The sequence below is a fragment of the Nonomuraea muscovyensis genome (assembly GCF_014207745.1).
GTDB classification, from domain to species: domain Bacteria; phylum Actinomycetota; class Actinomycetes; order Streptosporangiales; family Streptosporangiaceae; genus Nonomuraea; species Nonomuraea muscovyensis.
Genome location: NZ_JACHJB010000001.1, coordinates 2,584,235 through 2,605,993 on the forward strand (window position 1 = coordinate 2,584,235; position 21,759 = coordinate 2,605,993).

A 21,759-nucleotide genomic window follows, 5' to 3' on the forward strand; every position below is an offset into this window, starting at 1 on the left:
GTTGAGCTTAAGCTGGACTGATGCTCGACCCTCGCAAGCTGCGCCTCCTGCGCGAGCTGGCCCGCCGCGGCACGATCGCCGCCGTCGCCGAAGCCGTCACGTTCACCCCGTCCGCGGTGTCCCAGCAACTCAGCGCACTCGAACGGGAGGCGGGGGTGCCTCTGCTCGAACGCACGGGGCGCACCGTCGCCCTGACCCCGGCCGGCCACCTGCTGGTGGAGCACGCCCAGGCCGTCCTCGAGGAGCTGGAACGGGCCGCGGCGGCGCTCGCCGCGGTGCGCGGGGCGCCGTCGGGCCCGCTGCGGATGGGCGCGTTCCCCACGGCGGCGCGCGTGCTGGTGCCGGCCGCCCTGGCGGAGCTGGCGCGCGCCCATCCCGCGCTGGAGCCGATGGTCCGCGAGATCGACCCCGCCGACGTGTCCGGCGCGCTGCGGGCGGGCGAGCTGGACGTCGCCCTGGTCCACGAGTACGACTTCGTGCCGCCGGTGACCGACGCCTCGCTGGCCACCGAGCCGCTGTTCGCCGAGCCCATGTACCTCACCGGCCGCCGGACGCTCGGCGACGCCCGCCACGACCCGTGGATCATGAGCAAGCCGGACACCCTCTGCCACACCATGGCGGTGCGCGCCTGCCAGGCGGCGGGCTTCGAGCCGCGGGTGCGCCACCACGTCGACGACTTCGACACCGTGCTCGCGTTCGCCGCCGCGGGGCAGGGCGTGGCGCTCGTGCCGCGCCTGGCCGCCCTCGCGCCGCCGCCCGGGGTGACGCTCACCGAGCTGTCCCTCAGCCGCCGCACGCTGGCGGCCTTCCGCAGAGGGTACGGCGAGCACCCGGCGATCAGGGCGGCCGTCGCCGCCTTCCACACCGCGCTGACCGGCCTGCCGCTCACCCCGTCGAACCTGCCGTCCAGCCGGCCGGGGCCGCCGCTCAGCCGGTCGTGACATCCTCGGTCACGGCGCGCAGCACCGCGGCCGTGCTGCGCTGCTCGGCGTTGTACTCCCCGGCGGTCACCGCCACCACCAGCTCGCGCTCCGGCGCCACGTAGATCCGCTGCCCGCCGTTCCCGTGCGCCGCGATCCACCGGCGCGGTCCGCCGCCCACGTACCACTGGTAGCCGTAGTCGGTGTCGTCGCCGATCCGGACCCGGGGCCGCGTCATCTCCGCGATCCACTCCCCCGGCACGATCCCGCGCCCGCCGTCGAGCACCAGCGCGCCCAGGGCGGCCAGGTCACGCGGCGTCAGGCGCAGCCCCGCCGCGGCCATCTCGACCCCGTCGGCACCCGTCATCCACTCGAACGCGGAGATCCCGGCCGGCCCGAACAGCCGCTCCCCGGCGTACTCGGCCAGCGGCCGGCCCGTGCCCTTCGCGATCAGCCTGCCGAGCAGCGCCGCCGCGCCCCCGCAGTAGACCCACTGCCGTCCCGGCTCCGCCACGACCGGCCGTTCCAGCACGTAGCGGTGCCGGTCGGGCGCCGCCTCCATGGCGATCTCGCTGTTCTCGGTGCTGGTGTAGGGGGCCGTCTCGTCCCATTCGAGCCCGAGCGTCATGGTCAGCACGTGCTCGACCGTGATCCCCGCCCGTGCCGGGTCGGCCACCAGGTCCGGATACTCCGGGAACTGCGCCAGCAGCTTCTCCCCCGGCTCCGGCACCGCCCCCTCGGCCAGCGCGATGCCGTACAGCAGGGCCACGACGCTCTTGGTCACCGACCGGACGTCATGCGGCGTGCCCGCGTCGAAAACGACGTGCCCGAGGGACTGGTTGAGCCGGAAGTCCTCCCCCGCACCGTACCGCTCCAGCACGACCCGCCCGCCCCGCAGGACGACCAGCCCGTGCAGGCCGGGTGCCCCTCCGTCGCTGAGCAGCCCGTCGATCCGCGCGACGATCCCCATGATCCCTCCTACAGTCGGCAACCTCCGTAGAACTAGCACCTGACACGGTGTCCGGGTCAAGCGCCCTCGACTGCGACTCGCGGACGACCGGCTCCACGGCACGTCCCTCACCAGGCCGTCCAGGAGGGTGAGCGGCGCCGGAGCCGTCCAAGGTGCCGGGCCCGACGCCCTCAAGATCGCCGTCTCCCGCGCAGGCTACGCCCCCGACCTGCCGCTGGACCTGCGCTGAGGCCCGGAGGACCTGGTCGCCGCCTGGCGGTGATGGCGTCGCACACGGTCATTGACGGCCAGGAGTCGTGATTTGTTGGAATGATTGGTAGAAATGCCCCGCACGGCGCGCGGAGTGTGCTCATACTGGAGTCAGCTGGCCCTACAGGAGCGCCTCATGCGGAAGACACCCCCACGCATGACGCCGGAGGAAGGGCTGCCGTCGAGCCAGTTCCTGCAACTCGCAGCAGTCGACTTCACCGGCATCTATGCCGTCCACCTCGCCGCCAAGGACGAGCGCCTGAAGATGACCAGGCTCGCGATGAGCCTGCTGTCTGGACCGTTCCTGGCGACCATCGCGCTCGCCGGGGCCAAGGTGGTGGACCCGCAGGACCTGGCCGCCTGGCACACGGTGCCGTGGTACCTGTTCGCGCTGGTGGTGGCGTTCGGGCTGCTCAGCGTGCTGCCGTTCCTGCGGCTGATCGAGGCGGTCAACGCCTGCGCCAGGACCGCCCGCGCGATCAACAACTTCCGGCTGCTGTACGCCACCCGGCTCAAGGACGAGCTGGCCTGGTCGCCCAACCTGCCGGTGGACCCGCGCTTCCCCGAGACGTACGCGCCGCTCGCCTGGCCGGGGATCAACGTCATGGTGCTGGCGATCGCCAACTCGGCCTACCTGACCATCGGCGTCACGGGCCTGAGCGGGCAGGATCCCCACACGGTGCTCCTGCTGACCGGCGTCCTGCTGGTCGCGCTCGTGCACTACTCCGTCTACTACGTGCGGTGCAACGTGACCAGGCGACGCCGGCTGCCGCACAACCCCTACCAGTTCCCGAACGTGGAGACCTGAATGCCCGGCCCGGATGTGTGGGCGTCATGTGGGGAGGCGTGGCTCTGGCTGATGCGCCACGTGTGGACCGCCGGAGCGCTCGGCGACGACGACCGGGGCCCGGTCATGGAGGGGCCGCCCGTGCTGTTCGAGATGGCCGAGGTCAGCAGGGACGACCCCATCATCGGCAGGTACGGCGACGCCGACCGGCTGGCGCTCTACTGTCGCAAGTTCACCCAGGACACGGTCGTGCCGCCGTTCAAGTACAGCTACGGGGCCCGGATCAAGGGGCAGCTCCGCTGGGCCGCCGACCTGCTCCGGGCCAAGCCGTACAGCAAGAGCGCCTGGATCTCGCTGACCACGCCGGGCGAGCCGTACGACTCGGTGCCCTGCCTGAGCGGGCTGGCGTTCCGGCTGCGCGACGGCACGCTGATCATGACGGCGGTGTTCCGCTCGCAGAACGCGTTCACCAGCTACCTCAACTACGTGCCGCTGGCCGACGTCCAGGCGGGGATGGCACGCCGGCTCGGCGTGGAGACCGGGCCGATGCGGGTCTTCGTGGACGTGCCCCACCTCTACCTGTCCGACAGCACGCAAGTGCTACGCGTCATGCGGCCTTCTCTGCCGCGGCTGCTGTGAGGGGCGAAGATCAGCGGCCCTCTACCGGCTTCTCTCCCGCGAGCATCCACATGTTCGCCCACGGCCCGCCGTACCAGTAGCGCCAGCCGAGGTCGCGCCGGCGCACGTTCACCATGCCGAGGTCGCGCAGGATGTCCTCGTACGCGGCCGTGTGCCACAGGTCGGCGACGAGGATCAGCCCGCCGGGACGCAGCACCCGGTACGCCTCGCGCACGGCCCGCGCCCGTTCCTCGGCGTCGTGGACGTGGTGCAGCGCCAGGCTGGAGACGACCACGTCGAACGCCCCGTCGCCGAACGGCAGGTCGCGCATGTCCGCGGTGACCAGCTCGACGGACACGCCCTCGGCGGCGGCGTTGGCCCTGGTGACGCGCCCGGTGTTGCCCGACTGGTCGCGCGAGCGCCACATGTCCGCGCCGACCGCCCGCCCCTCGGGCAGCCGCCCAGCGGCGAGGAGCAGCACCGCTCCCCTTCCGCAGCCGAGGTCGAGCAGTCGCTCATCGCCCTTGAGCCGGTCGAGCTCGCCCGCCCAGACGGCGAACTTGCCGCGGCGGGTGGTGTACAGATGGCTGCCCGCGCTGGCCAGCGTGTAGAGGCCGCCGAGGAGGAAGACCACCCCGGCGGCGGGCACGTCGAAGGCGAAGGAGACCGCGCCCAGCCCCAGCAGCGCCAGGCCGCCGAGGACGAGGCCGGCCAGCGCCCAGGGCGCGTCGAACCCGTAGTTTCCGCGTCGCACACTCACAACCATGCCTTGCCCGCGAATTGGGGCGACACTTCCCTAACGCAATCCCAATCGACGACAAACCGTTACTAACCTGGAATGGTCGTGCTCGGAAACAGGGGGTTGACCAGGGATGACAGGCACGGAGCGTGGTTTCAGCCCCGTCTCGAGCATCGCCCTGACCCTGGGCTCCGCCCTGCTGTGGGGCGTGGCCCATCTCGCCACCGACCGCCGCCGGACCGGCCTGGCCCTCATGGCGGCCCACGTGTTCGTGCTCGCCGTGGTCATCACGGCCGTCACCGGGTTCGGCCCGCACCTGCTGGCGCTGGCCGTGCAGCCGGCCTGGCTCACCACGCTGTCGGTCGTGCTGGGCCTGATCGCGCTCGCCTGGTCCCTGGTGATCATCCGCTCGTTCGTCCTGGTCCGGCCGGCGCCCTCCGACACCGTGGGCCGCGCCCTGACCGCGATCGTGGCGGCCGGGCTGTGCGCGACCGTCCTGGCGCCCACCGCGTACGCGGCCCGGATGGCCTACCTGTCACGGGACGTGGTGCAGACGCTGTTCACCAGCACCTCGCCGGTCGTGGCCCAGGACCCGTGGAACGGCGCCCCGCGGATCAACTTCCTGCTGCTCGGCGGTGACTCGGCCCCGAGCCGGCCGGGGGTGCGCACCGACAGCATGACGGTGGCGAGCGTGAACACCGCCACGGGCGCCACGGTCCTGTTCGGCCTGCCGCGCAACCTGCAGCGAGTGCCGCTGCCCGTCGGCCCGGCCAGGGACCGTTTCCCGAGCGGCTTCGCCGGCGCCGGCCCGGAGACACCGGGGCTGCTCAACGAGGTCTTCCAGTACGCCGAGGACCATCCCGAGGTGGTGCCGGGCGTGCGGCGCGGCCAGCGGGGCCCGGCGCTGCTGAAGCAGACGGTCGGCGACATCCTGGGGCTCCCGGTGAGCTACTACGCGCTGGTCGACATGCGGGGCTTCGCGCAGATCATCGACGCGATGGGCGGTGTGAAGGTCACCATCAAGGAGCCGATCGTCTACGGCAAGTACCGCGAGGGCCTGATCGCCCCCGGCACTCGCAAGCTCAGCGGCTCCGAGGCCCTCTGGTACGGCCGCTCGCGCACCGACAGCGACGACTACGTGCGCATGGGCCGGCAGAAGTGCCTGCTCAACGCCGTCGCCAGGCAGGCCGACCCGATCACCGTGATCAACAGCTTCGAGCAGCTCGCCACGGCCACCAAGCGCGCCATCTCCACCGACATCCCGCAGGGCCTCCTGCCGCCGCTGGTGGACCTCGCCCACCAGGTCAAGGACGCCAAGATCCGGAGCCTGAACTTCGTGCCGCCGCTGGTCAACACCGCCTACCCCGACTGGGACCTGATCAGGGACAAGGTGGCCGAGGCGCTGGCCGACGGCCCGGGGCACCGCACGCCGCGCAGCGCCACGCCGGGCACCGGGGCGCCGACCGCCCCGCCCGCGCAGAACCCGGAGCAGGCCGTCGCCCTGGACGCGGCCTGCGGGTAGCGTCCGGCGGCCTGCGGGTGGCGTCCGGCGGCCGACGGGCGGCACAGCGGGCACCGGGCCGATTGGTCAGACGGTCTCGTCGAGGTGGTCGGCGTAGTAGTCGACGGCCCGGCGGTAGCGGCCGACCTCCTCGGTCTCGGCCAGCACCTTGAGCAACGTGCCGACCGCCTCGCGGGCCTGGCCGGTGTTGTAGAGCGCCATCGCCATGAACGTGCGCAGCCCCTGGTCGCCGGGGTACTCGGCGAGCCCGCGCCGGAAGACCTCCAGCGCCTCGCCGTAGCGCCCGAGCACCCGGAACGTGCTGCCGAGCCCGGTGAAGGCGCCCAACCGGTCGTCGGCGGCGAGCCCCGTGCCGTCCAGCGCCCGTTCGTAGAAGGGCACGGCCTCGGCCTCCAGGCCGAGCGCGTCGTGCACCCAAGCGGTCTGGTAGGCGATCTCCGCGTCGTCGGGATGCCGCTCGGACAGACTCAGCAGCAGCTCGCGGGCCTCCTCGCGGCTGCCCGCCTCCCGCAGTCGCACGGCCTCGGCCAATTCGTCATCGCGCACCGACCGAGTGTGGCATGATTGCCAGCGATCCATTCGACAACGGTTTTCATAATCATTTGGAGCGCGCGTGAGGGTGGCGTTCGTCGGCAAGGGCGGCAGCGGCAAGACCACGATGTCGGCCCTGTTCGCGAGACACGTGGCGAGCCAGGGCGGCCCGGTGGTCGCCATGGACGCCGACATCAACCAGCACCTGGCCCTGGTGCTCGGCGTGGAGGAGCCGCCGGAGCCGCTGGGCTCCCATCTCACCGCGATCAAGCACCACCTGCGCGGCGACAATCCCCGCATCGCCTCGGCCGAGGCGATGGTCAAGACCACCCCGCCGGGGCGCGGTTCGCGCCTGCTGAGCTTCGCGGACCTCGCCGCCGGCCGGATCGAGGGCCGCGAGTTCGCCGTCACCACGCCGGAGGGCGTCCGCCTCATGGCGACCGGCCCGTTCAGCGAGGACGACCTGGGCGTGGCCTGCTACCACTCCAAGGTCGGCGCGGTCGAGCTGCTGCTCAACCACCTCGTCGACGGCCCGTCCGAATACGTCGTGGTCGACATGACCGCCGGGGCCGACTCCTTCGCCTCCGGCCTGTTCACCCGCTTCGACCTGACCGTCCTGGTGGCCGAGCCCACCCGGCAGGGCGTCGGCGTCTACCGGCAGTACCTCGACTACGCCGCCGAGTTCGGCGTGCGGATCGCCGTGGTCGGCAACAAGGTCCACGACGCCGCCGACGTCGACTTCCTCCGCTCCCACGTGGGCGACGACCTGCTCACCTGGATGGAGCACTCCGCCGCCGTCCGAGCCATGGAGCAGGGCCGCCCGTTCGCCCTCGGCGACCTGGAGCCGGCCAACGCCGACGCCCTGACGGTGCTGCTCAAGGAGGTGGACGCGCAGGAGAAGGACTGGGCGCGGTTCGGCCGCCAGGCCGAGGAGTTCCACCTGCGCAACGCCCGCGCCTGGGGCGACGCGCGGACCGGGCTCGACCTGGGCGAGCAGATCGATCCCGGGTTCGTCTACGGCCCCTGACCACACGAGTGTCCCCCTCCAGACACCTGGAGTGCCACGCCGGTGCCGCATAGCGTCGGTGAGATCCCTTCCGAGAGGAGACAGCATGTCGCTGACCGTTCCGAACGATCTTCTCGACCGGGCCAGGGCAGGCGAGATCGACGACGCGGCGTTCGTCGCCTGCGTCCGCGACTCCCTGCCGTACGCGTGGTCGCTGATCAGCGAGCTGGTCCAGCAGCGTGACACGAGCGGAGCCGAGTTCGCCGACAACCACGTGCCGCCGCCGTCGGAGGAGGCGCGCGGCCAGCTCCTGCGCTGCCTCGCCAGCGACGCGATGCGTGGCGCGCTGGAGCGTCACTTCGGCGTCCGGCTCGCCTTCCAGAACTGCCACCGGGTGGCCGTCTTCGACCCGGCGGCCACCGAGGCGCTGCGCGACTTCGTGACGCCGCGGGCGCAGATTCTCAACCAGCAGCCCGAGCTGGTCGACTGCTGATCGGGCGCGGGGCGGTGGTGGGCCGGGGCTCCCGGTTCACCACCGTTCGTGTGCGCGGACCTCGGGCAGCACCTCGGCGCCGAGACGGCGGATGTTCTCCAGGGTGCGCCGGTGGTCGCCGGCGCCCTCCACCAGGAGGATCAGGTGCCGCAGGCCGGTGGCCTCGGCGGTGGCGACGATCGTCTCGGCGCAGTGGGCGGCCGACCCGACCGGGTGGACTCGGGTCAGGAAGTCCACGTACGCGCCGACGTCCCGAGGCGGGCGGGGCCGGCCGTCCACCCGCAGGTAGCCCGCCAGACCCGGCTCCAGCCAGCGCGGCATCGCCTCCGCCAGCTCCCTGACGGCCTGCCGCGTGGAGTCGGCCACGTACCCGACCGCCGCCGCCACATGCCCCGCCATCCCAGGCCCCGCCACCCCGTCCTCACCCCCTGCTGCGGCGTCTGCCCGCACCCGCTCGTAGGCCGCCACGGCCGCGGCCTTCTCCCGGTCGTCCACGTGCATGCCGAGCAGCATCGGCAGCCCGAGCCGCGCCGCCAGCGCCAGCGTCGCCTCCGAGGTGCACGCCACGACCGGCCGCATGGTCGCCGCGGGCACCATCGGCACCTCGCGGAAGCCGAAGAACTCCCCGTCGGCCGACACCCGCTCCCCCGACAGGGCCCGCACCAGCACCTGCAGCAACTCGCCGAAGCCCCGCTCGAAGCGCACCAGCCCCGTGCCGAACACCTCCAGGTCCACCCACGGCCCGCCCCGCCCGACGCCCAGCGTGAACCGCCCGCCCGACAGGTGGTGCAGCATCGCCGCCTGCTCCGCCAGGGCCACCGGATGCCAGGTGGACAGCACGCTCACGGCCGTGCCGAGCCCGATCCGCGACGTCCGCCCGGCGGCCACCGCCGCGAACGTGGTCGCCGACGGGCACACCCCGTAGGACATGAAGTGATGCTCGGCGATCCAGGCGTCGTCGAACCCCGCTGCCTCGGCCGCCACGACCAGCTCCACCGCGTCGGCCAGAACCCGCCCCGGCTCCCGGCCCGGAAACTGGGCCGCGACCAGAAAGATCCCGATTCGCACCCAACCGATAATGACCGATTCTTCGAGGTCAGGACAGTGCTTAGTATCAGGTTGTAGAAGTAACGCATGACACCCGAACCGGTGATCACATGAAGATCAACAGCAAGGGCCAGGTGACCATCCCCGCGCCGCCCGGCGCTTTCGCACCTACTTCCCCAAGCTCCGGCTCGTCTGCCCCGACTAGCCGAACAGGCTGACCTGGCCCTCGGTCACCGCCGGATCGCGGTGCCGCTTGAGGTGCCGCCAACGCGGCAGGTCGTCGAGGTAGGACCACGACAGCCGGTGGTGCTCGGTGGGCCCGAGCCTGGCCAGCGCCTCCTGATGCGCCGGCGACGGGTAGCCCGCGTTGTCGGCGAAGCCGTACTCCTCGCAGCCGAGCGCCGCCAACTGGGCGTCGCGCCGCACCTTGGCCAGCACCGACGCAGCCGCCACCGAGACGCTGGCGGCGTCGCCCCTGACCTCCAGGCGCACCGGCCAGGGGGCGCCGATGTAGTCGTGGCCGCCGTCGAGGATCACCGCGTCGGGCCTGACCGGCAGGGCCTCCAGCGCCCGGCGGGCGGCGCGGCGCAACGCCTCGGTCATGCCGACGGTGTCGATCTCGGTGTGGGTCGCCTCGCCGAAGCCGATGCCGGCGGCCCACTGGAGCAGTTCGGCGGCGACGCTCTCGCGCCTGGCGGGCGTGAGCTGCTTGGAGTCGGTCAGCCCGGCGGGCGGCTCGGACAGGTCGGTGACGACCGCGCAGACGGTCACCGGGCCGGCCCAGGCGCCCCGGCCCACCTCGTCGACGCCCGCCACGGTGCGGGTGCTGGGCTGCGCGAGCAGGAGGTGCTCGATGTCGTAGGTCGGCGCCATGGCCCCAGACGCTATCGGTCCGCCGGCCGTACCGGACCCGGAATCTCCTCGCCCGGCGCGCCGGTGACGCCCGCGGCCGGGCCCGGATGGCGGTCGGCGAGCCGGATCGGCTCCAGGTCGGCGGCGATGTAGCGGGCGGCCACGTGGATGGCCCGCAGCGTGACCGACACCGAGGGGCGGTGCACGCTGGAGCCGCGGGCGACGGCGTGCACGTCGCGCCCCACCGGGTTGCCCGGGAACTGCCGCACCACCACCCCGCGCACCCCCGCCGCGAGCGCCAGCGCCGGCACGGCGGCGATGCCGAGGCCCTTGGCCACCAGCGACAGGATCGTGCCCAGCCCCTCGAACTCCCACGGCTGCGGCTTGGTGCCGCCCACGTCCACCAGGAGCCGGTCGACCGCCAGCCGCGACGGCTCGCCGTCCGGCGTGGCCATCCACGGTTCGTCGCGCAGCTCGGCCAGCTCGAACGGCACGCCGGGGTCGGCCAGCCGGTGCCTGCGCGGCACCACCAGCACGAGCGGGTCGTGCAGCAGGGGGAAGACCCGCAGGCTCTCGCTGTCGCGCGCCCGGCCGTACCAGTCGTCCACGAGCGCGATGTCCACCTCGCCCGACTGCACCTCCCGCATCCCCCGTCCGGACCTGCTCTGCCGCAGCCGGAGCGTGAGTTCGGTGTGGCGGCGCAGCGAGCGGGCGAGCGCCGGCGCGAATGCGACGGCCGCTGTGGGGAAGGCGGTGACGACGACCCGCCCGGCAGGCGTGCCCCGGTGCGCCGAGAGGTCCGACTCGGCCTCTTCGACCATGGAAAGGATGCGTTCGGCGTGGAGGACGAGCCGGCGGCCGGCGTCGGTCAGCTCGGCGCTGCGGGCGGTCCGGTCGATGAGGGCCGCGCCGGCCTCGCGTTCGAGCGCGGCGAGCTGCTGGGACACCGCGGAGGGACTGTAACCGAGCGACTCGGCGGTCGCGGCGATGCTGCCGCGCCGGGCAAACTCGCAGATCAACGCCAAACGCCGCAAATCGAGCATCGCACTTCCTTATGCCTACCCACGAAAAGCCTCGCTTGTACTGATGCCCTCATCCAATCACCCTGGGAACGTGACAAACATGACCGTGACGCTGTCCGCCACGCTGGCAACGAACGAGGACATCGAGCGAAGACGACGCGCCGGGGCACGGGTCCTGCACCTCGCCTTCGGAGAGGCAGGGCTGCCCGTCCACCCGGCGCTGCGCGACAGGCTGGTCGCCGCGTCCGGGAACAACGGCTACGGGCCGGTCGCCGGAGCCTCCGGGCTGCGCGACGCGGCGGCGGGCTACTGGACCCGGCGCGGCCTCCCCACCGACCCCGACCAGGTCGTGAGCGGCCCCGGCAGCAAGTCGCTCCTGTACGGCCTGCTGCTCGCCCTCGGCGGTGACGTGGTGCTGACCGTGCCGAGCTGGGTCAGCTATGCGGCGCAGGCCGCCCTGGTGGGCTCCCGCCCCATCCTGGTGCCCCCGCCCGTCGGCGAGGGCGGCGCGCCCGACCCCGACCGGCTGGTCTCGGCCGTGCTCCACGCCCGCGCCCAGGGCCGGACCGTCAGGTCCGTGGTCGTCACCCTGCCCGACAACCCCACCGGCCGGCTGGCCACGCCCGGCACCATCGCGCGCCTGGCCGACGTCGCCCGCGAGCTGGACCTCGTCATCATCTCCGACGAGATCTACCGCGACCTGCTGCACGACCCCGCTCCGCCGTACACCTCGCCCGCCGAGCTGGCTCCCGAGCGCACCGTCATCACGACGGGGCTCAGCAAGAGCCTCGCGCTGGGCGGCTGGCGCATCGGCGTGGCCCGGCTGCCCGACGGCGCGCACGACCTGCGCGCTCGGCTGCTCGCGGTGGCCAGCGAGATCTGGTCCGCGCCGGCCGCGCCGGTGCAGGAGGCCGCGACATACGCCTTCACCGACCCGCCCGAGCTGGTCGAGCGCATCGAACGCAGCCGCAGGCTGCACGGCGCGGTCGCGCGGGCCGCCCACGCGGCCTTCACCGAGATCGGCGCCTCGGTGCCCGCGCCGCAGGGCGGCTTCTACCTCTACCCCGACCTCAGCCACCTCCGCCTCGGCGGCTCGGCCGAGATCACCCGCGTCCTGCTCGACGACCACGGCATCGGCGTGCTGCCGGGCCACGCCTTCGGCGACGACCCGTCCGCCGCCCGGGTGCGGGTCGCCGTGAGCCTCCTGTACGGCGAGACGGCCGAGGAGCGCCAGGCCGCGCTCGACAGCGACGACCCGCTCCACCTGCCGTGGATCTCGGCCGGTCTCGACCACCTGTCGATGGGGCTGAAGGAGCTCTCGCTGGTGCGGCGGGACGCCTCGCGTGAACGGCGCCAGGCCCTCATGCCGACCGTGTGTCACGGTTAGGCGAAATCTTCTCCCGACCGGCCCCCCACACCCCTCAGATCATCGCTCTGACCTGCGAAAACATCGCATGCCCGCAAGGCCGCGAAAGTTCCCTGTCGCCGCCTGGTTACAGCGGGGGCGGGCAGCCCTCATCATGTGCTCATGCCCGCTCTTGTCACCTTGTCCGGGCGCCTCGTGCGCCTGGAACCTCTCAGCCACGCGGCGATCGACGACCTCGTCGCCGCGGCGAGTGAAGACCGCTCCACGTATGCCTTCACTCGCGTCCCGAACGGTCGGGACGAGATGGTCTCCTATGTGGAGGCCGCCCTGGCTGAGCAGGCGGAGGGCCGCACGATGCCCTTCGCCATCCGGTGGCTGGCCACCGGCCGTCTGGTCGGTGCCACCCGTCTCATGCACCTGGAGTACTGGCAGGGCCCCCTGCCGTGGCCTCCCGGCTCGCTGGGTGTGGTGGGCGAGATCCCGTCCGTGGCCGACATCGGTTACACCTGGCTGGGCGCCACCGCCCAGGGCACGGGTGTCAACCGGGAGAGCAAGTTCCTGCTGCTCTCGCACGCCTTCGACACGTGGAACGTCCACCGCATCACGCTCAAGGCAGATGTACGCAACGTCCGATCCCGGGCCGCCATCGAGGCCCTCGGCGCACACTTCGACGGGGTGCGGCGAGCGGAAAGCCGAGGCGCCGACGACACGGTCCGAGATACCGCGTTCTACTCGATCCTGCATTCCGAATGGCCCGCGGTTCGCGAACGGCTGATGCCGAGACTCGCGCCGCTGGAAGCGGCGGTCGAGGCGGCCTAGAAAACATCCGTCGAGGCCCCGCCCGGAAAATGGGCGGGGCCTCCCGTTTTCGCCGAGATCTCTGCGCCTCTATTGCTGGGGCGGGCACGGTCGCCCCCGCGATCTGGGACCATGCCTGCTGACGCCTTGAGCATCGGCCTGGGTGGGCAACGGGGGATTAACGTGCGATCAACGCTTCGGTTAACGCAATGCCCCATGCCTATGTGTCGGGCTGGGTTGGTTCTATGATTTGGTAACAAAGCGTTCCATTGCCTTGGAGACATACGGCATGGCTGGTCAGAGCGTCGAAAGCGGGTTGCGCTTCGCCGTGCTCGGTCCCGTGCGCGCGTGGCGTGATGGCGAGGAGCTCGACCTGGGCACCCCGTTGCAGCGTTCGATCCTGGGCATGCTGCTGCTGAGGGAGGGCCGGGCTGTCAGCCCGACCGAGCTCATCGACGCGGTGTGGGGCGAGGAAGCACCCCCGCGGGCGCTCGGCGCGCTGCGCACGTACGTCTCCCGGCTGCGCACCGTGCTCGAACCCGGCCGGCCCGCCCGCTCGCGGCCCGAGATCCTCACCTCCGTCGGCCGCGGCTACGCGCTGCGCCTGTCCGACGGGGCACTCGACCTGACCCGGTTCGAGCGGGCCGTCCACGACGCCGAGGCGGCGCGCAAGGCCGGCCACCTCGGCGAGGCCGCCGTCGCGCTGCGGGAGGCGCTCGCCCTGTTCGACGGCGAGCCGCTGACGGGGACCGTCGGCCCGTACGCCGAGCACCAGCGCGACCGGCTGGTCGAGCGCCGGATCGGCGTGATCGAGACGCTCATGGACGTCGATCTCGAACTGGGCGAGCACGCCGCGGTCGTGTCGGAGCTGATCGCGCTGACCGCCGAGCACCCGCTGCGCGAGCGGCTGCGCGCCCAGCTCATGCTCGCCTACTACCGGTGCGGGCGGCAGGGCGACGCGCTCGCCGTCTTCACCGAGACCCGCGAGGCGCTGGTCGAGGAGCTGGGCATCGAGCCGGGCCCCGAGCTCACGGCGCTGCACCAGCGCATCCTCGCGGCCGACCCGTCGCTCGCCCCCGCCGCCCCCACACCCGCCGCCCCTGCTCCGGCCGCCCCTGCTCCGGGCACCGCGGCGGCGCCGGAGCCGGCCGGCGCCGAGGAGCCGGCCCACGAGTTGCCCCGCCCGGCGCAGCTCCCGGCCGCGGTCAACGACTTCACCGGGCGCAAGGAGATCGCCGGACGGCTGCGCGCGCTGCTGTCGGCGCAGTCGTCGGCCGAGGGCGTGCCCGTGGTCGCCATCTGCGGGATCGGCGGCGTCGGCAAGACCACGCTGGCCGTGCACGTGGCCCACGCGGCCGACGACCTGTTCCCCGACGGGCAGCTCTACGCCGACCTGCGCGGCTACACCGACGAGGCGATCGCGCCCGAGTCGGCGCTGCGCGCGTTCCTGCGGGCGCTCGGCGTCCCGCCCGACGTCATCCCCGAAGGGCTCGCCGAGCGCTCGGCGCTGTTCCGGTCGCTGCTCGCCGACCGGCGCATCCTCGTGCTGCTGGACAACGCCCGTGACGCCGGGCAGGTCGGCCACCTGCTGCCGGGCTCGCCGGGCTGCGCGGCGATCGTCACCAGCCGGGTCAAGCTGGCCGACCTGCCCTCGGCCCGGCTCATCGACCTCGACGTGATGGAGCCGGACGAGGCCCTCTCGCTGTTCGCGGCGGTGGCCGGGCCCGAGCGGGTCGCGGCCGAGCACGGCGCGGCCATGGACGTGGTGGCGGCGTGCGGGTTCCTGCCGCTGGCCGTACGGATCGTGGCCGCCCGGCTGGCCGCGCGGCCCTCGTGGACGGTGGAGTCGCTGGTGCCGCGGCTGGCCGACGAGCAGCGCCGCCTCGACGAGCTGCGGGTGGGCAACCTCGCCGTGGAGGCGACGTTCGCGCTGGGCTATGGGCAGCTCGACCCCGCCCAGCAGCGGGCGTTCCGGCTGTTGTCGCTGCCCAACGGCCCCGACATCTCAGCCGGCGCCGCGGCGGCCGTGCTGGCGCTCAACGCGTTCGAGGCCGAGGACGTGCTGGAGTCGCTGGTCGACGCCAGCCTGCTGGAGGCTCCGGCACCGGGCCGCTACCGCTACCACGACCTGCTCAAGCTGTTCGCCCGGCGCACCATGGACAAGACCGAGCAGCCGCAGGCCCACACGCCGGTGCTGCGGCGGCTGCTCGGCTACTACCTCGCCTCCGCCCAGTCGGCCCACCGGCTGGCCTACGAGGGCAGCTCCATCGCCGACAACCTGGTGGAGATCGGCAGCGGGCGGAGCTTCGGCGGCGCCGACGAGGCCGTCGCCTGGCTGATCGCCGAGGGCGACTCGCTGTTCGCCGCGATCAACCAGGCCGCCGCGGCCTCGCCCGCGACCGACCAGCTCCTGCCGGCCGCCGACCTGCTGGTCGCCATGGAGCCGCTGCTGGAGTCGGGCACCCACACGCGCGAGTTCGACCAAGCCACCCGCGCCGTGCTCGCCGCCGCGCGCGGCATCGGCGACCCCGGCAGCGAGCTGCGCTCCCGCTACGTGCTGGGCCGGGTGCTGTTCGCGGGCAACCGGCTGACCGAGGCCGAGGAGCAGTTCAGGATCGTGCACGAGCTGTCGGTGGCCCGCGGTGAGAAGGTCGTCACCGGCGAGGTGATGAACGCGCTGGCCGTGGTCGTCGGCAGGCAGCGCCGCCACACCGAGGCCCTGTCGTGGTTCGAGTCGGCCATGCGCCACTACCGCGAGCACGGCATCCCGGCCGGCGAGGCGCTCGTGCTCAGCTACTCCGCCCGCGACCACCTCGGCCTCGGCCGGGCCGAGGACGCCATCACCGCGGCCGAGCGAGGTCTGGAGATCTTCACCGAGCTCGGCAGCGGCGCCGGCACCGCCCGGGCCCGCTACCACCTCGGCATCGTGCTGTCGCGGGTCGGCCGGCTCACCGAGGCCGTCCACCACCACGCCGAGTGCCTGGCCTTCTTCCGGGCCGGCAAGCAGCGCGTGTGGGAGCAGCGGGTGTGCTCGCGGCTGGCGGAGACGTTCATCGCCGCGCAGCGCTACGCCGACGCCGTCCGGCACGCCGAGCAGGCCCTGGTGGTGTCGCGGAACATCGGACACCCCTACGGCGAGGCGCTGTCGCTGACCGTCCTCGGCAAGGCGCTGAAGGGCCTCGGCGACATCGCGCGCAGCGCCGACTGCCTACGTCAGGCCTTCGACATCTTCTCCCGGCTCGGTGCTCCCGAGGCCGGGGACCTCAGGCTCCTCCTCGACACCGCCCAGGTCGTCGAGTCCTGAGTAGAGCGCGTCGTCCAGAGGCGTCATCCACACATGGTTGATCAAGGCTGTCCTCTGCGGTCCTCGATGCCCTTGCGGTGGTGGTGCAGCCCGGCCGGCCATCGTGACCGTCACGCGTTGCCAGGGGGCCCGGTTCTTCCGGTTGCTCCACGTGACGGCTAGCCGCCTCACATCGACGGCCGGCCGGACTCTGACACGGGCCTCGAACCCCCCGGGCCCGCGTCGTGGTCCACAGCCTCCACCGGAGGACTTGACGTCGGATCAACAGCCGATTGCGAAACGAGGCAGAACCTGGTCAAAGGTGGAAGTAGCCCTCGGCGATGAGCGGGCGGACCGCGTCGGCGTGCGGGATGTCGCCGTTGCCGACCAGCTCGGCGATCACGTTGAGCAGCGGGCCGAGCGCCAGCTCGCCGTCACACACGCCGGCCAGCGCGGCCTCGACCGTGCCGACCTCCCTGCTGCGGCGCAGGCCGGTGGTCTGGCGGAGCACGATCCGCATCGGGTCCTCGGCGCCGGGCAGGCCGATGCGTTCGTCCAGCAGCCCGTCGGCCGTGCGCAGACAGGCCGAGTTGAGGTCCTGGACGCGGTGGGCGGCCGCGATGGAGTCGAGCACGTCGTCCACGTAGTCGCCCACAGGAAGCGTGACCTGGTGGGTGAGCCGCTCCACGCGGACCACCGGGTCGAGGGCGCCGGAGTTGCGCAGTGTGATCCAGCCGAACCCGACCGCCTCGACCTTGCGCTGCTCGAACCACGCCAGCCAGCGGTCGTAGTGCTCGGCGTAGCCGGGCGTGCCCTGCTCCGCGGCGTCCCTGAGCCACAGCTCGACGTACTCGGCGGGGTCCTGGACGTCGCGCTCCACCACCCAGGCGTCGCAGTCGGTGTCGGCCAGCCAGCCGCCGACGCGGTCGCGCCAGTCCTCGCCCTCGACGTGCAGCCAGTTGGCCAGGAAGTGGGCCTGGCCGCCGGGGGTGAGGTGGCGGGGGGCCTGCCGGACGAGGTCGCGGCAGAAGGCGTCGCCGTCCTCCCCCGTCTCGCGGTAGGTCAGGTTTCCGGCGGGTGAGATGACGAACGGCGGGTTGGCGACGACGAGGTCGAACAGCTCGTCGCGCACCGGCTCGAACATCGAGCCCACCCGGGCGTCCACCCCGCGCACGCCCGACAGCTCCCAGCTCAGCCGGGCCAGCTCGACGGCGCGCGGGTTGAGGTCCGTGGCCACGATCTCCTCGGCCCGCCCGGCGAGGTGGAGCACCTGCACGCCGCAGCCGGTGCCGAGATCGAGCGCCCGCCCCACGGGTCGGCGGGAGACGAGCTGGGCGAGGTTGGCCGAGGCGCCGCCCGCGCCGACCACGTGGTCGGGGCGCAGCGCCGGGTCGCCGGGGCGCACCTTGCGGTCGGAGACCACGTAGCCGCCCGTCTCCCACGGCTGGAGGTGCACGTCGGCGGTGACCTGCTCGCCGGCCACGGTGACCAGCCCGGACTCCAGCACGGCCGGGGCCAGCCACGCCCGCGGGACGGCCACGCCCAGCCACCACAGGCGGATCAGCGCGCCGAGCGGCTCACCGCCGGCCGTCGCGCGCAGAGCCGGGACCAGCTCCTCGCGCGCCAGGGCCGAGGCCGCCACGTCGCCCAGCCGGTCGCGGACGCCGTCAATCGTGTAGCCGGTTTCGTGCAGATGATCGCGCAGTCGTTCCACGCGCACCATCCTTTCACCGCATACTCCCGCGCATGATCCAATACCTACAGTGATCGTACTGTTACCGAGAAACGCGGCGTTCTGTAAGCGGTTCGCAACCGGTACGCGGTATCTCTGGGGAACCCTGTCAGGGGGATCTTCTGCCACGTCGGGACCTGTTCAAAGAGGAGCGGACCCATGCTCATTCCGTGCCTGGCCTGTGAGTCCCGATTCATCCCCGACGAGTATTTCCGCGCCTGTTCGGCCTACAACCGCGGCCTCGATCTCGTGCTGTGGACCTGCCCGCGGTGCGGCAACCACGACGAGTTGCGCGTGCTCCCCGGCGAGCTGGGCTTCGGCTACACGAGCCGGGGCCGCTTCGCCGTGCACGACCGGGTGCGCGTGCCCGGCCTGCGCCGCCACCGGGGCGACCTGCGGCTCGACATCTCGCTCGACAAGGCGAGCTGGCGGGTGCCCGGCCGGGTCCGCCAGCTCGTCTGAGCGCCTCGGCTAGGGCGTCAGCACGACCTTCGTGCACTCGTCCTGCTTGTGCTTGAACATCTCGAACCCGCGTGGCGCCTCGCTGAGCGGCAGCCGGTGCGAGATGACGAAGCTCGGGTCGATCTCGCCGGCGCGGATCCGGTCCAGGAGCGGCCGGAGGTAGCGCTGGACGTGGCACTGACCGGTGCGGATGGTCAGCGACCGGTTCATCAGCGAGCCCATCGGGAACTTGTCCAGCAGCCCGCCGTAGACGCCGATGACCGAGACGACGCCGCCGTTGCGGCAGGCCAGGATGGCCTCGCGCAGCGCGTACGGGCGCTCGGTCTCCATTCGGGCGGCCTGCTTGGCCCGGTCGTAGGCGTACATGGCGGGAGTGGGGTGGTGCGCCTCCATGCCGACGGCGTCGATGCACGCGTCGGGGCCGCGGCCGCCGGTCAGGTCGCGGAGCGCCTCCAGGACCTCCACCTCCTCGTAGTTGAGCGGATGCGCGCCGGCCTGCTCGGCCTTCCGCAGCCGGTACGGGAAGCGGTCGATGCAGATGACCTTGCCGGCGCCGAGCAGGTGCGCGCTGGTCACGGCGAACAGGCCGACGGGGCCGGCGCCCCAGACCGCGACCGTCTGGCCGGGCCTGATGTCGCACATCTCGGCGCCCATGTACCCCGTCGGCAGGATGTCCGACAGGAACAGCACCTTGTCGTCGGGCAGATCGTCCTCGATCTTGATCGGTCCCACGTCGGCGAACGGCACCCGCGCGTACTCCGCCTGCCCGCCCGCGAAGCCGCCCAGCATGTGGGAGTAGCCGAAGATGCCCGCCGGCGAGTGGCCCATGAACTTCTCCGCCAGGCCCGCGTTGGGGTTGGAGTTCTCGCAGATCGAGTACAGGCCCTCCTCGCAGGCGAAGCAGTTGCCGCAGGCGATCGGGAACGGCACGACCACCCGGTCCCCGACTCGCAGGTTGCGCACCTCGGGGCCGACCTCCACCACCTCGCCCATGAACTCGTGGCCGAGGACGTCGCCCTTCTTCACGGTCGGGATGTAGCCGTCGACGAGGTGCAGGTCGGAGCCGCAGATGGCGGTCGAGGTGATGCGCACCACGGCGTCGCGCGCGTTGAGCAGCCGCGGGTCCGGCACGTCGAGCACCTCGACCTTGTTGCGGCCCATCCAGCAGGTGGCCTTCATGACCGTCCTCCTACGGGCTGGGCGGGGCGCTGCCTGAGCTGGCGCAGCGCGCGCGTGCCTTCGGGGCTGCCGTCGGAGCGGAGCACCTCACCGGTCTCCAGTATCTGCTTGAACCGGCGCAGGTCGTCGCGGACCTGCTGCTCGGGGTGCTCGCCCAGCATCTTGGCGACCGCCGCGCCCAGGGCGCGGCCCGGCACGGTGTAGTCCATGGCAACGTCCACCACGGTGCCCCGGCCGGCGGGTCCGTCGGTGAAGGAGACCATGCCTCTGGTGTTCACGACGCCGCCTCGCACCGAAGCCCAGGCGATCAGCTCGCCGACCCGGTCGTCGATGATCTCGGCCTCCCACACGACGTCCGTCGCCGGGCCCTTGGCCTGCCACCGGGAGCGGCCCGCCCCGACGGTCCGGACGGACTCCAGGTGGATCATGAAGGTGGGCAGGTTCTCCAGGTCCCGCCAGAACGCGTACACCTCCTCGCGGGGCCGGTTGATCGTGATCGAGGCGTGCAGCGTCAGCGGGGCCGTTGCGGAGCGCGCGCCGCGCACCGCGCACAGCAGGTCGAGGGCGGTGATGCCGGCGACCGCGGCCATCGCGGCCGCCACCCGGCGGCGTCTGGCGCCCCTGCGGCCGGACAGCGCCGCGCCGAGCAGGCTCAGGTCCAGCGCGTCGCCGGCGACTCGGGTCCACGCCCAGCGGGTCGGCTCGCGACCGCCCAGCAGCGGTGCCGCGTGCAGCAACTCCCGCCCGCCGACCAGCCTCGTGATCCCTCTGGCCGCCGGTGAGTCGTCGACGCCGCACAGGCGGGTGACGGTGTCGGGCGTGGCCAGTTGCGCCGCGCCCAGACCCAGGCTGGCCCATCCGAGCACCCGGGGCAGACTGTCGGTTCTCATGGTCGCTCGTCCTTCGGCTGTCGATGTCCGTACGCGAACGGCGCGACGCCTCACGACCGACTGCTGTGGGCGGCGCGTGCGGGTCCTGCGCCCGCGTTCACGACCCCGTACCCGACCGCCCTTGTATGACACCCTTTCGTGTGCTGTGTCCGAAATTGTCGGCGGCGGGGTCGGTCAGTCGGCGTGCCGGCGGAGGCTCTGCCAGGCGGCCTCGCCCAGCCCCTTGATCTCCTCGTCGGTCGGCGTGTGCGCCCCGGCGAACCACAGGCGGCACACCTCCTGCGCCGGTCCGAGCCACAGGACGTAGCACATCGTCGGGTGCACCTGCCGGAGCAGGCCGTTGTCCATGTGCGGCCGCCACCAGTCGGACACGCGGCGGAAGAACGCGCGGCGCGCCTCGGCCACCTCGGCGCCGCCCAGCTCGTGCTTGCGCGGCGGCCGCTCGCTGATCAGCAGCCTGGCGCGCTCGGGATGCTCGCCGGCCCAGCGCATGTGGAAGGCGACGACGGCCTCGATGCCGTCGCGGGCCGACTCGTGGCTCTCCAGCTCGGCGAGGAACGCCTCCTGGTAGGCCGTGAGTATCTCGGCGTAGAGCACGCTGAAGACGTGGTCCTTGCCGGTGAAGTGGTGGTAGAAGCTACCGACGCTGACGCCGCTCTCCTTGCGGAGATCGCTCAGTGTGGTGGCCGACACGCCGTCCTGACTGAATCGGCGGAGGGCCCCCTCGATGATGCGGGTCCGCCCGTCACGTCCGTTCCTGGCACTCTTCACACTGTCAATGGTGAAGCAGCAGAACGTTGTTCCGCAAATGGCGCGGCCCGGTCGATCATAGCGGTCACCTCGACGGTCCCGGAGACGACCTTCATCGTCGCGTCCGGCCACAGGCGGCGGATCACGCGCAGGGCCCGCCGGTTCTCGCCCATCACGTCCATGCCGACCGTCGTGGCCCCTCCTGCGGCGGCGCGGCGGAGGAGGGCGTCGGCCAGGCGCGGCCCGAGCCCGTGCCCCTGCCACCGGTCGGTCACCACCACCGCGATCTCCACGTCGGTCACGCCGCCGCGATAGCTCATGGCGTGGCCGATGATCTCGCCGTCAAGGGTGGCGACCAGGGCGTCGCGGTGTTCGTCCACGGCGAGCAGCGTGCGGACCAGGCTCGCGGCCGGGCGGCTGAACCCGGTGAAGAACCGCAGCGTGCGCGTGTGCAGGGACAGTCCGGCCAGAAAGCGCCTGATGCGCTCGTCGTCGTCGGTCCGGGCGGGCCGGATCTGGGTTCCTTGCATGGACTCAGCCTGC

General features: G+C 72.5%; 21 protein-coding genes. 10 read left to right on the plus strand and 11 right to left on the minus strand.

Annotated elements, in window-relative coordinates; translation table 11 throughout:
* The first annotated feature begins 20 nt into the window (after nucleotides 1-20).
* On the plus strand, nucleotides 21-941 hold the full coding sequence (locus FHU36_RS12195; protein WP_185083826.1) for a LysR family transcriptional regulator: 921 nt from the start codon (nucleotides 21-23) through the stop codon (nucleotides 939-941).
* On the opposite strand, the gene FHU36_RS12200 is transcribed toward FHU36_RS12195, so the two are convergent.
* A complete protein-coding gene (locus FHU36_RS12200; protein WP_185083827.1) occupies nucleotides 928-1,890 on the minus strand; it encodes a serine hydrolase domain-containing protein in 963 nt (320 codons plus the stop codon). The two genes, FHU36_RS12195 and FHU36_RS12200, sit on opposite strands and share 14 nt — an antisense overlap.
* A gap of 385 nt (nucleotides 1,891-2,275) precedes the next feature.
* Between FHU36_RS12200 and FHU36_RS12205 the strand changes: the two genes are divergently transcribed.
* Both FHU36_RS12205 and FHU36_RS12210 read left to right on the plus strand, forming a co-directional pair.
* Nucleotides 2,276-2,947 carry a hypothetical protein gene (locus FHU36_RS12205; protein WP_185083828.1) on the plus strand — a complete coding sequence of 224 codons (672 nt, stop codon included), beginning with the start codon at nucleotides 2,276-2,278 and terminating at the stop codon, nucleotides 2,945-2,947.
* Complete coding sequence (locus tag FHU36_RS12210) at nucleotides 2,948-3,565, plus strand: thymidylate synthase family protein (RefSeq protein ID WP_185083829.1); 618 nt, start codon at nucleotides 2,948-2,950, stop codon at nucleotides 3,563-3,565.
* Nucleotides 3,566-3,575: 10 nt separating this feature from the next.
* Here FHU36_RS12210 and FHU36_RS12215 read toward each other — a convergent pair whose 3' ends face one another.
* Nucleotides 3,576-4,298: a class I SAM-dependent methyltransferase gene (locus FHU36_RS12215; protein ID WP_312891551.1), complete on the minus strand. Its 723-nt coding sequence runs from the start codon at nucleotides 4,296-4,298 to the stop codon at nucleotides 3,576-3,578.
* Between the two features lie 118 nt (nucleotides 4,299-4,416).
* Between FHU36_RS12215 and FHU36_RS12220 the strand changes: the two genes are divergently transcribed.
* A complete protein-coding gene (locus FHU36_RS12220; RefSeq protein WP_246502025.1) occupies nucleotides 4,417-5,805 on the plus strand; it encodes an LCP family protein in 1,389 nt (462 codons plus the stop codon).
* A 66-nt stretch (nucleotides 5,806-5,871) separates the two neighbouring features.
* Here the strand turns inward: FHU36_RS12220 and FHU36_RS12225 are convergent, their stop codons facing one another.
* Nucleotides 5,872-6,351: a tetratricopeptide repeat protein gene (locus FHU36_RS12225; protein WP_221495852.1), complete on the minus strand. Its 480-nt coding sequence runs from the start codon at nucleotides 6,349-6,351 to the stop codon at nucleotides 5,872-5,874.
* 67 nt (nucleotides 6,352-6,418) lie between these two features.
* On the opposite strand from FHU36_RS12225, the gene FHU36_RS12230 reads away from it, so the two are divergent.
* Both FHU36_RS12230 and FHU36_RS12235 read left to right on the plus strand, forming a co-directional pair.
* Nucleotides 6,419-7,363 carry an ATP-binding protein gene (locus FHU36_RS12230; RefSeq protein WP_185083832.1) on the plus strand — a complete coding sequence of 315 codons (945 nt, stop codon included), beginning with the start codon at nucleotides 6,419-6,421 and terminating at the stop codon, nucleotides 7,361-7,363.
* Between the two features lie 85 nt (nucleotides 7,364-7,448).
* A complete protein-coding gene (locus FHU36_RS12235; RefSeq protein WP_185083833.1) occupies nucleotides 7,449-7,835 on the plus strand; it encodes an SCO5389 family protein in 387 nt (128 codons plus the stop codon).
* Between the two features lie 36 nt (nucleotides 7,836-7,871).
* Here the strand turns inward: FHU36_RS12235 and FHU36_RS12240 are convergent, their stop codons facing one another.
* The 3 genes from FHU36_RS12240 to FHU36_RS12250 form a co-directional block, all read right to left on the minus strand.
* A complete protein-coding gene (locus tag FHU36_RS12240) occupies nucleotides 7,872-8,903 on the minus strand; it encodes an LLM class flavin-dependent oxidoreductase (RefSeq protein ID WP_185083834.1) in 1,032 nt (343 codons plus the stop codon).
* 180 nt (nucleotides 8,904-9,083) lie between these two features.
* Nucleotides 9,084-9,755 (minus strand): ribonuclease HII, encoded by a 672-nt coding sequence (rnhB, locus tag FHU36_RS12245; protein ID WP_185083835.1) that lies wholly within the window; start codon nucleotides 9,753-9,755, stop codon nucleotides 9,084-9,086.
* An 11-nt stretch (nucleotides 9,756-9,766) separates the two neighbouring features.
* Nucleotides 9,767-10,777, minus strand: coding sequence for a LysR family transcriptional regulator (locus tag FHU36_RS12250; protein ID WP_185083836.1), 1,011 nt, complete (start codon nucleotides 10,775-10,777; stop codon nucleotides 9,767-9,769).
* Nucleotides 10,778-10,856: 79 nt separating this feature from the next.
* On the opposite strand from FHU36_RS12250, the gene FHU36_RS12255 reads away from it, so the two are divergent.
* The 3 genes from FHU36_RS12255 (at nucleotide 10,857) to FHU36_RS12265 (ending at nucleotide 16,224) form a co-directional block, all read left to right on the plus strand.
* Nucleotides 10,857-12,143: a pyridoxal phosphate-dependent aminotransferase gene (locus FHU36_RS12255; RefSeq protein ID WP_185084767.1), complete on the plus strand. Its 1,287-nt coding sequence runs from the start codon at nucleotides 10,857-10,859 to the stop codon at nucleotides 12,141-12,143.
* A gap of 141 nt (nucleotides 12,144-12,284) precedes the next feature.
* Nucleotides 12,285-12,941 carry a GNAT family N-acetyltransferase gene (locus tag FHU36_RS12260; protein WP_185083837.1) on the plus strand — a complete coding sequence of 219 codons (657 nt, stop codon included), beginning with the start codon at nucleotides 12,285-12,287 and terminating at the stop codon, nucleotides 12,939-12,941.
* Nucleotides 12,942-13,209: 268 nt separating this feature from the next.
* The gene (locus FHU36_RS12265; protein WP_185083838.1) at nucleotides 13,210-16,224 is read left to right on the plus strand and encodes an AfsR/SARP family transcriptional regulator; all 3,015 of its coding nucleotides are present in this window, start codon (nucleotides 13,210-13,212) and stop codon (nucleotides 16,222-16,224) included.
* Nucleotides 16,225-16,519: 295 nt separating this feature from the next.
* Here the strand turns inward: FHU36_RS12265 and FHU36_RS12270 are convergent, their stop codons facing one another.
* Nucleotides 16,520-17,926: a DUF7059 domain-containing protein gene (locus FHU36_RS12270; RefSeq protein ID WP_185083839.1), complete on the minus strand. Its 1,407-nt coding sequence runs from the start codon at nucleotides 17,924-17,926 to the stop codon at nucleotides 16,520-16,522.
* Nucleotides 17,927-18,094: 168 nt separating this feature from the next.
* Here FHU36_RS12270 and FHU36_RS12275 point away from each other — a divergent pair, with 168 nt between their 5' ends.
* The gene (locus FHU36_RS12275; protein ID WP_185083840.1) at nucleotides 18,095-18,397 is read left to right on the plus strand and encodes a hypothetical protein; all 303 of its coding nucleotides are present in this window, start codon (nucleotides 18,095-18,097) and stop codon (nucleotides 18,395-18,397) included.
* Between the two features lie 9 nt (nucleotides 18,398-18,406).
* On the opposite strand, the gene FHU36_RS12280 is transcribed toward FHU36_RS12275, so the two are convergent.
* From FHU36_RS12280 to FHU36_RS12295, 4 genes are all read right to left on the minus strand, one after another.
* Entirely contained in the window at nucleotides 18,407-19,576 is a 1,170-nt protein-coding gene (locus FHU36_RS12280) for a zinc-dependent alcohol dehydrogenase (protein ID WP_185083841.1), read from the minus strand.
* Nucleotides 19,573-20,466 carry an SRPBCC family protein gene (locus tag FHU36_RS12285; RefSeq protein ID WP_185083842.1) on the minus strand — a complete coding sequence of 298 codons (894 nt, stop codon included), beginning with the start codon at nucleotides 20,464-20,466 and terminating at the stop codon, nucleotides 19,573-19,575. The genes FHU36_RS12280 and FHU36_RS12285 overlap by 4 nt, the downstream gene beginning before the upstream one ends.
* A 174-nt stretch (nucleotides 20,467-20,640) precedes the next feature.
* A complete protein-coding gene (locus FHU36_RS12290) occupies nucleotides 20,641-21,237 on the minus strand; it encodes a TetR/AcrR family transcriptional regulator (RefSeq protein ID WP_185083843.1) in 597 nt (198 codons plus the stop codon).
* A complete protein-coding gene (locus FHU36_RS12295) occupies nucleotides 21,234-21,746 on the minus strand; it encodes a GNAT family N-acetyltransferase (protein WP_185083844.1) in 513 nt (170 codons plus the stop codon). Before FHU36_RS12295 ends, FHU36_RS12290 begins: the two co-directional genes overlap by 4 nt.
* Nucleotides 21,747-21,759 lie beyond the last annotated feature (13 nt).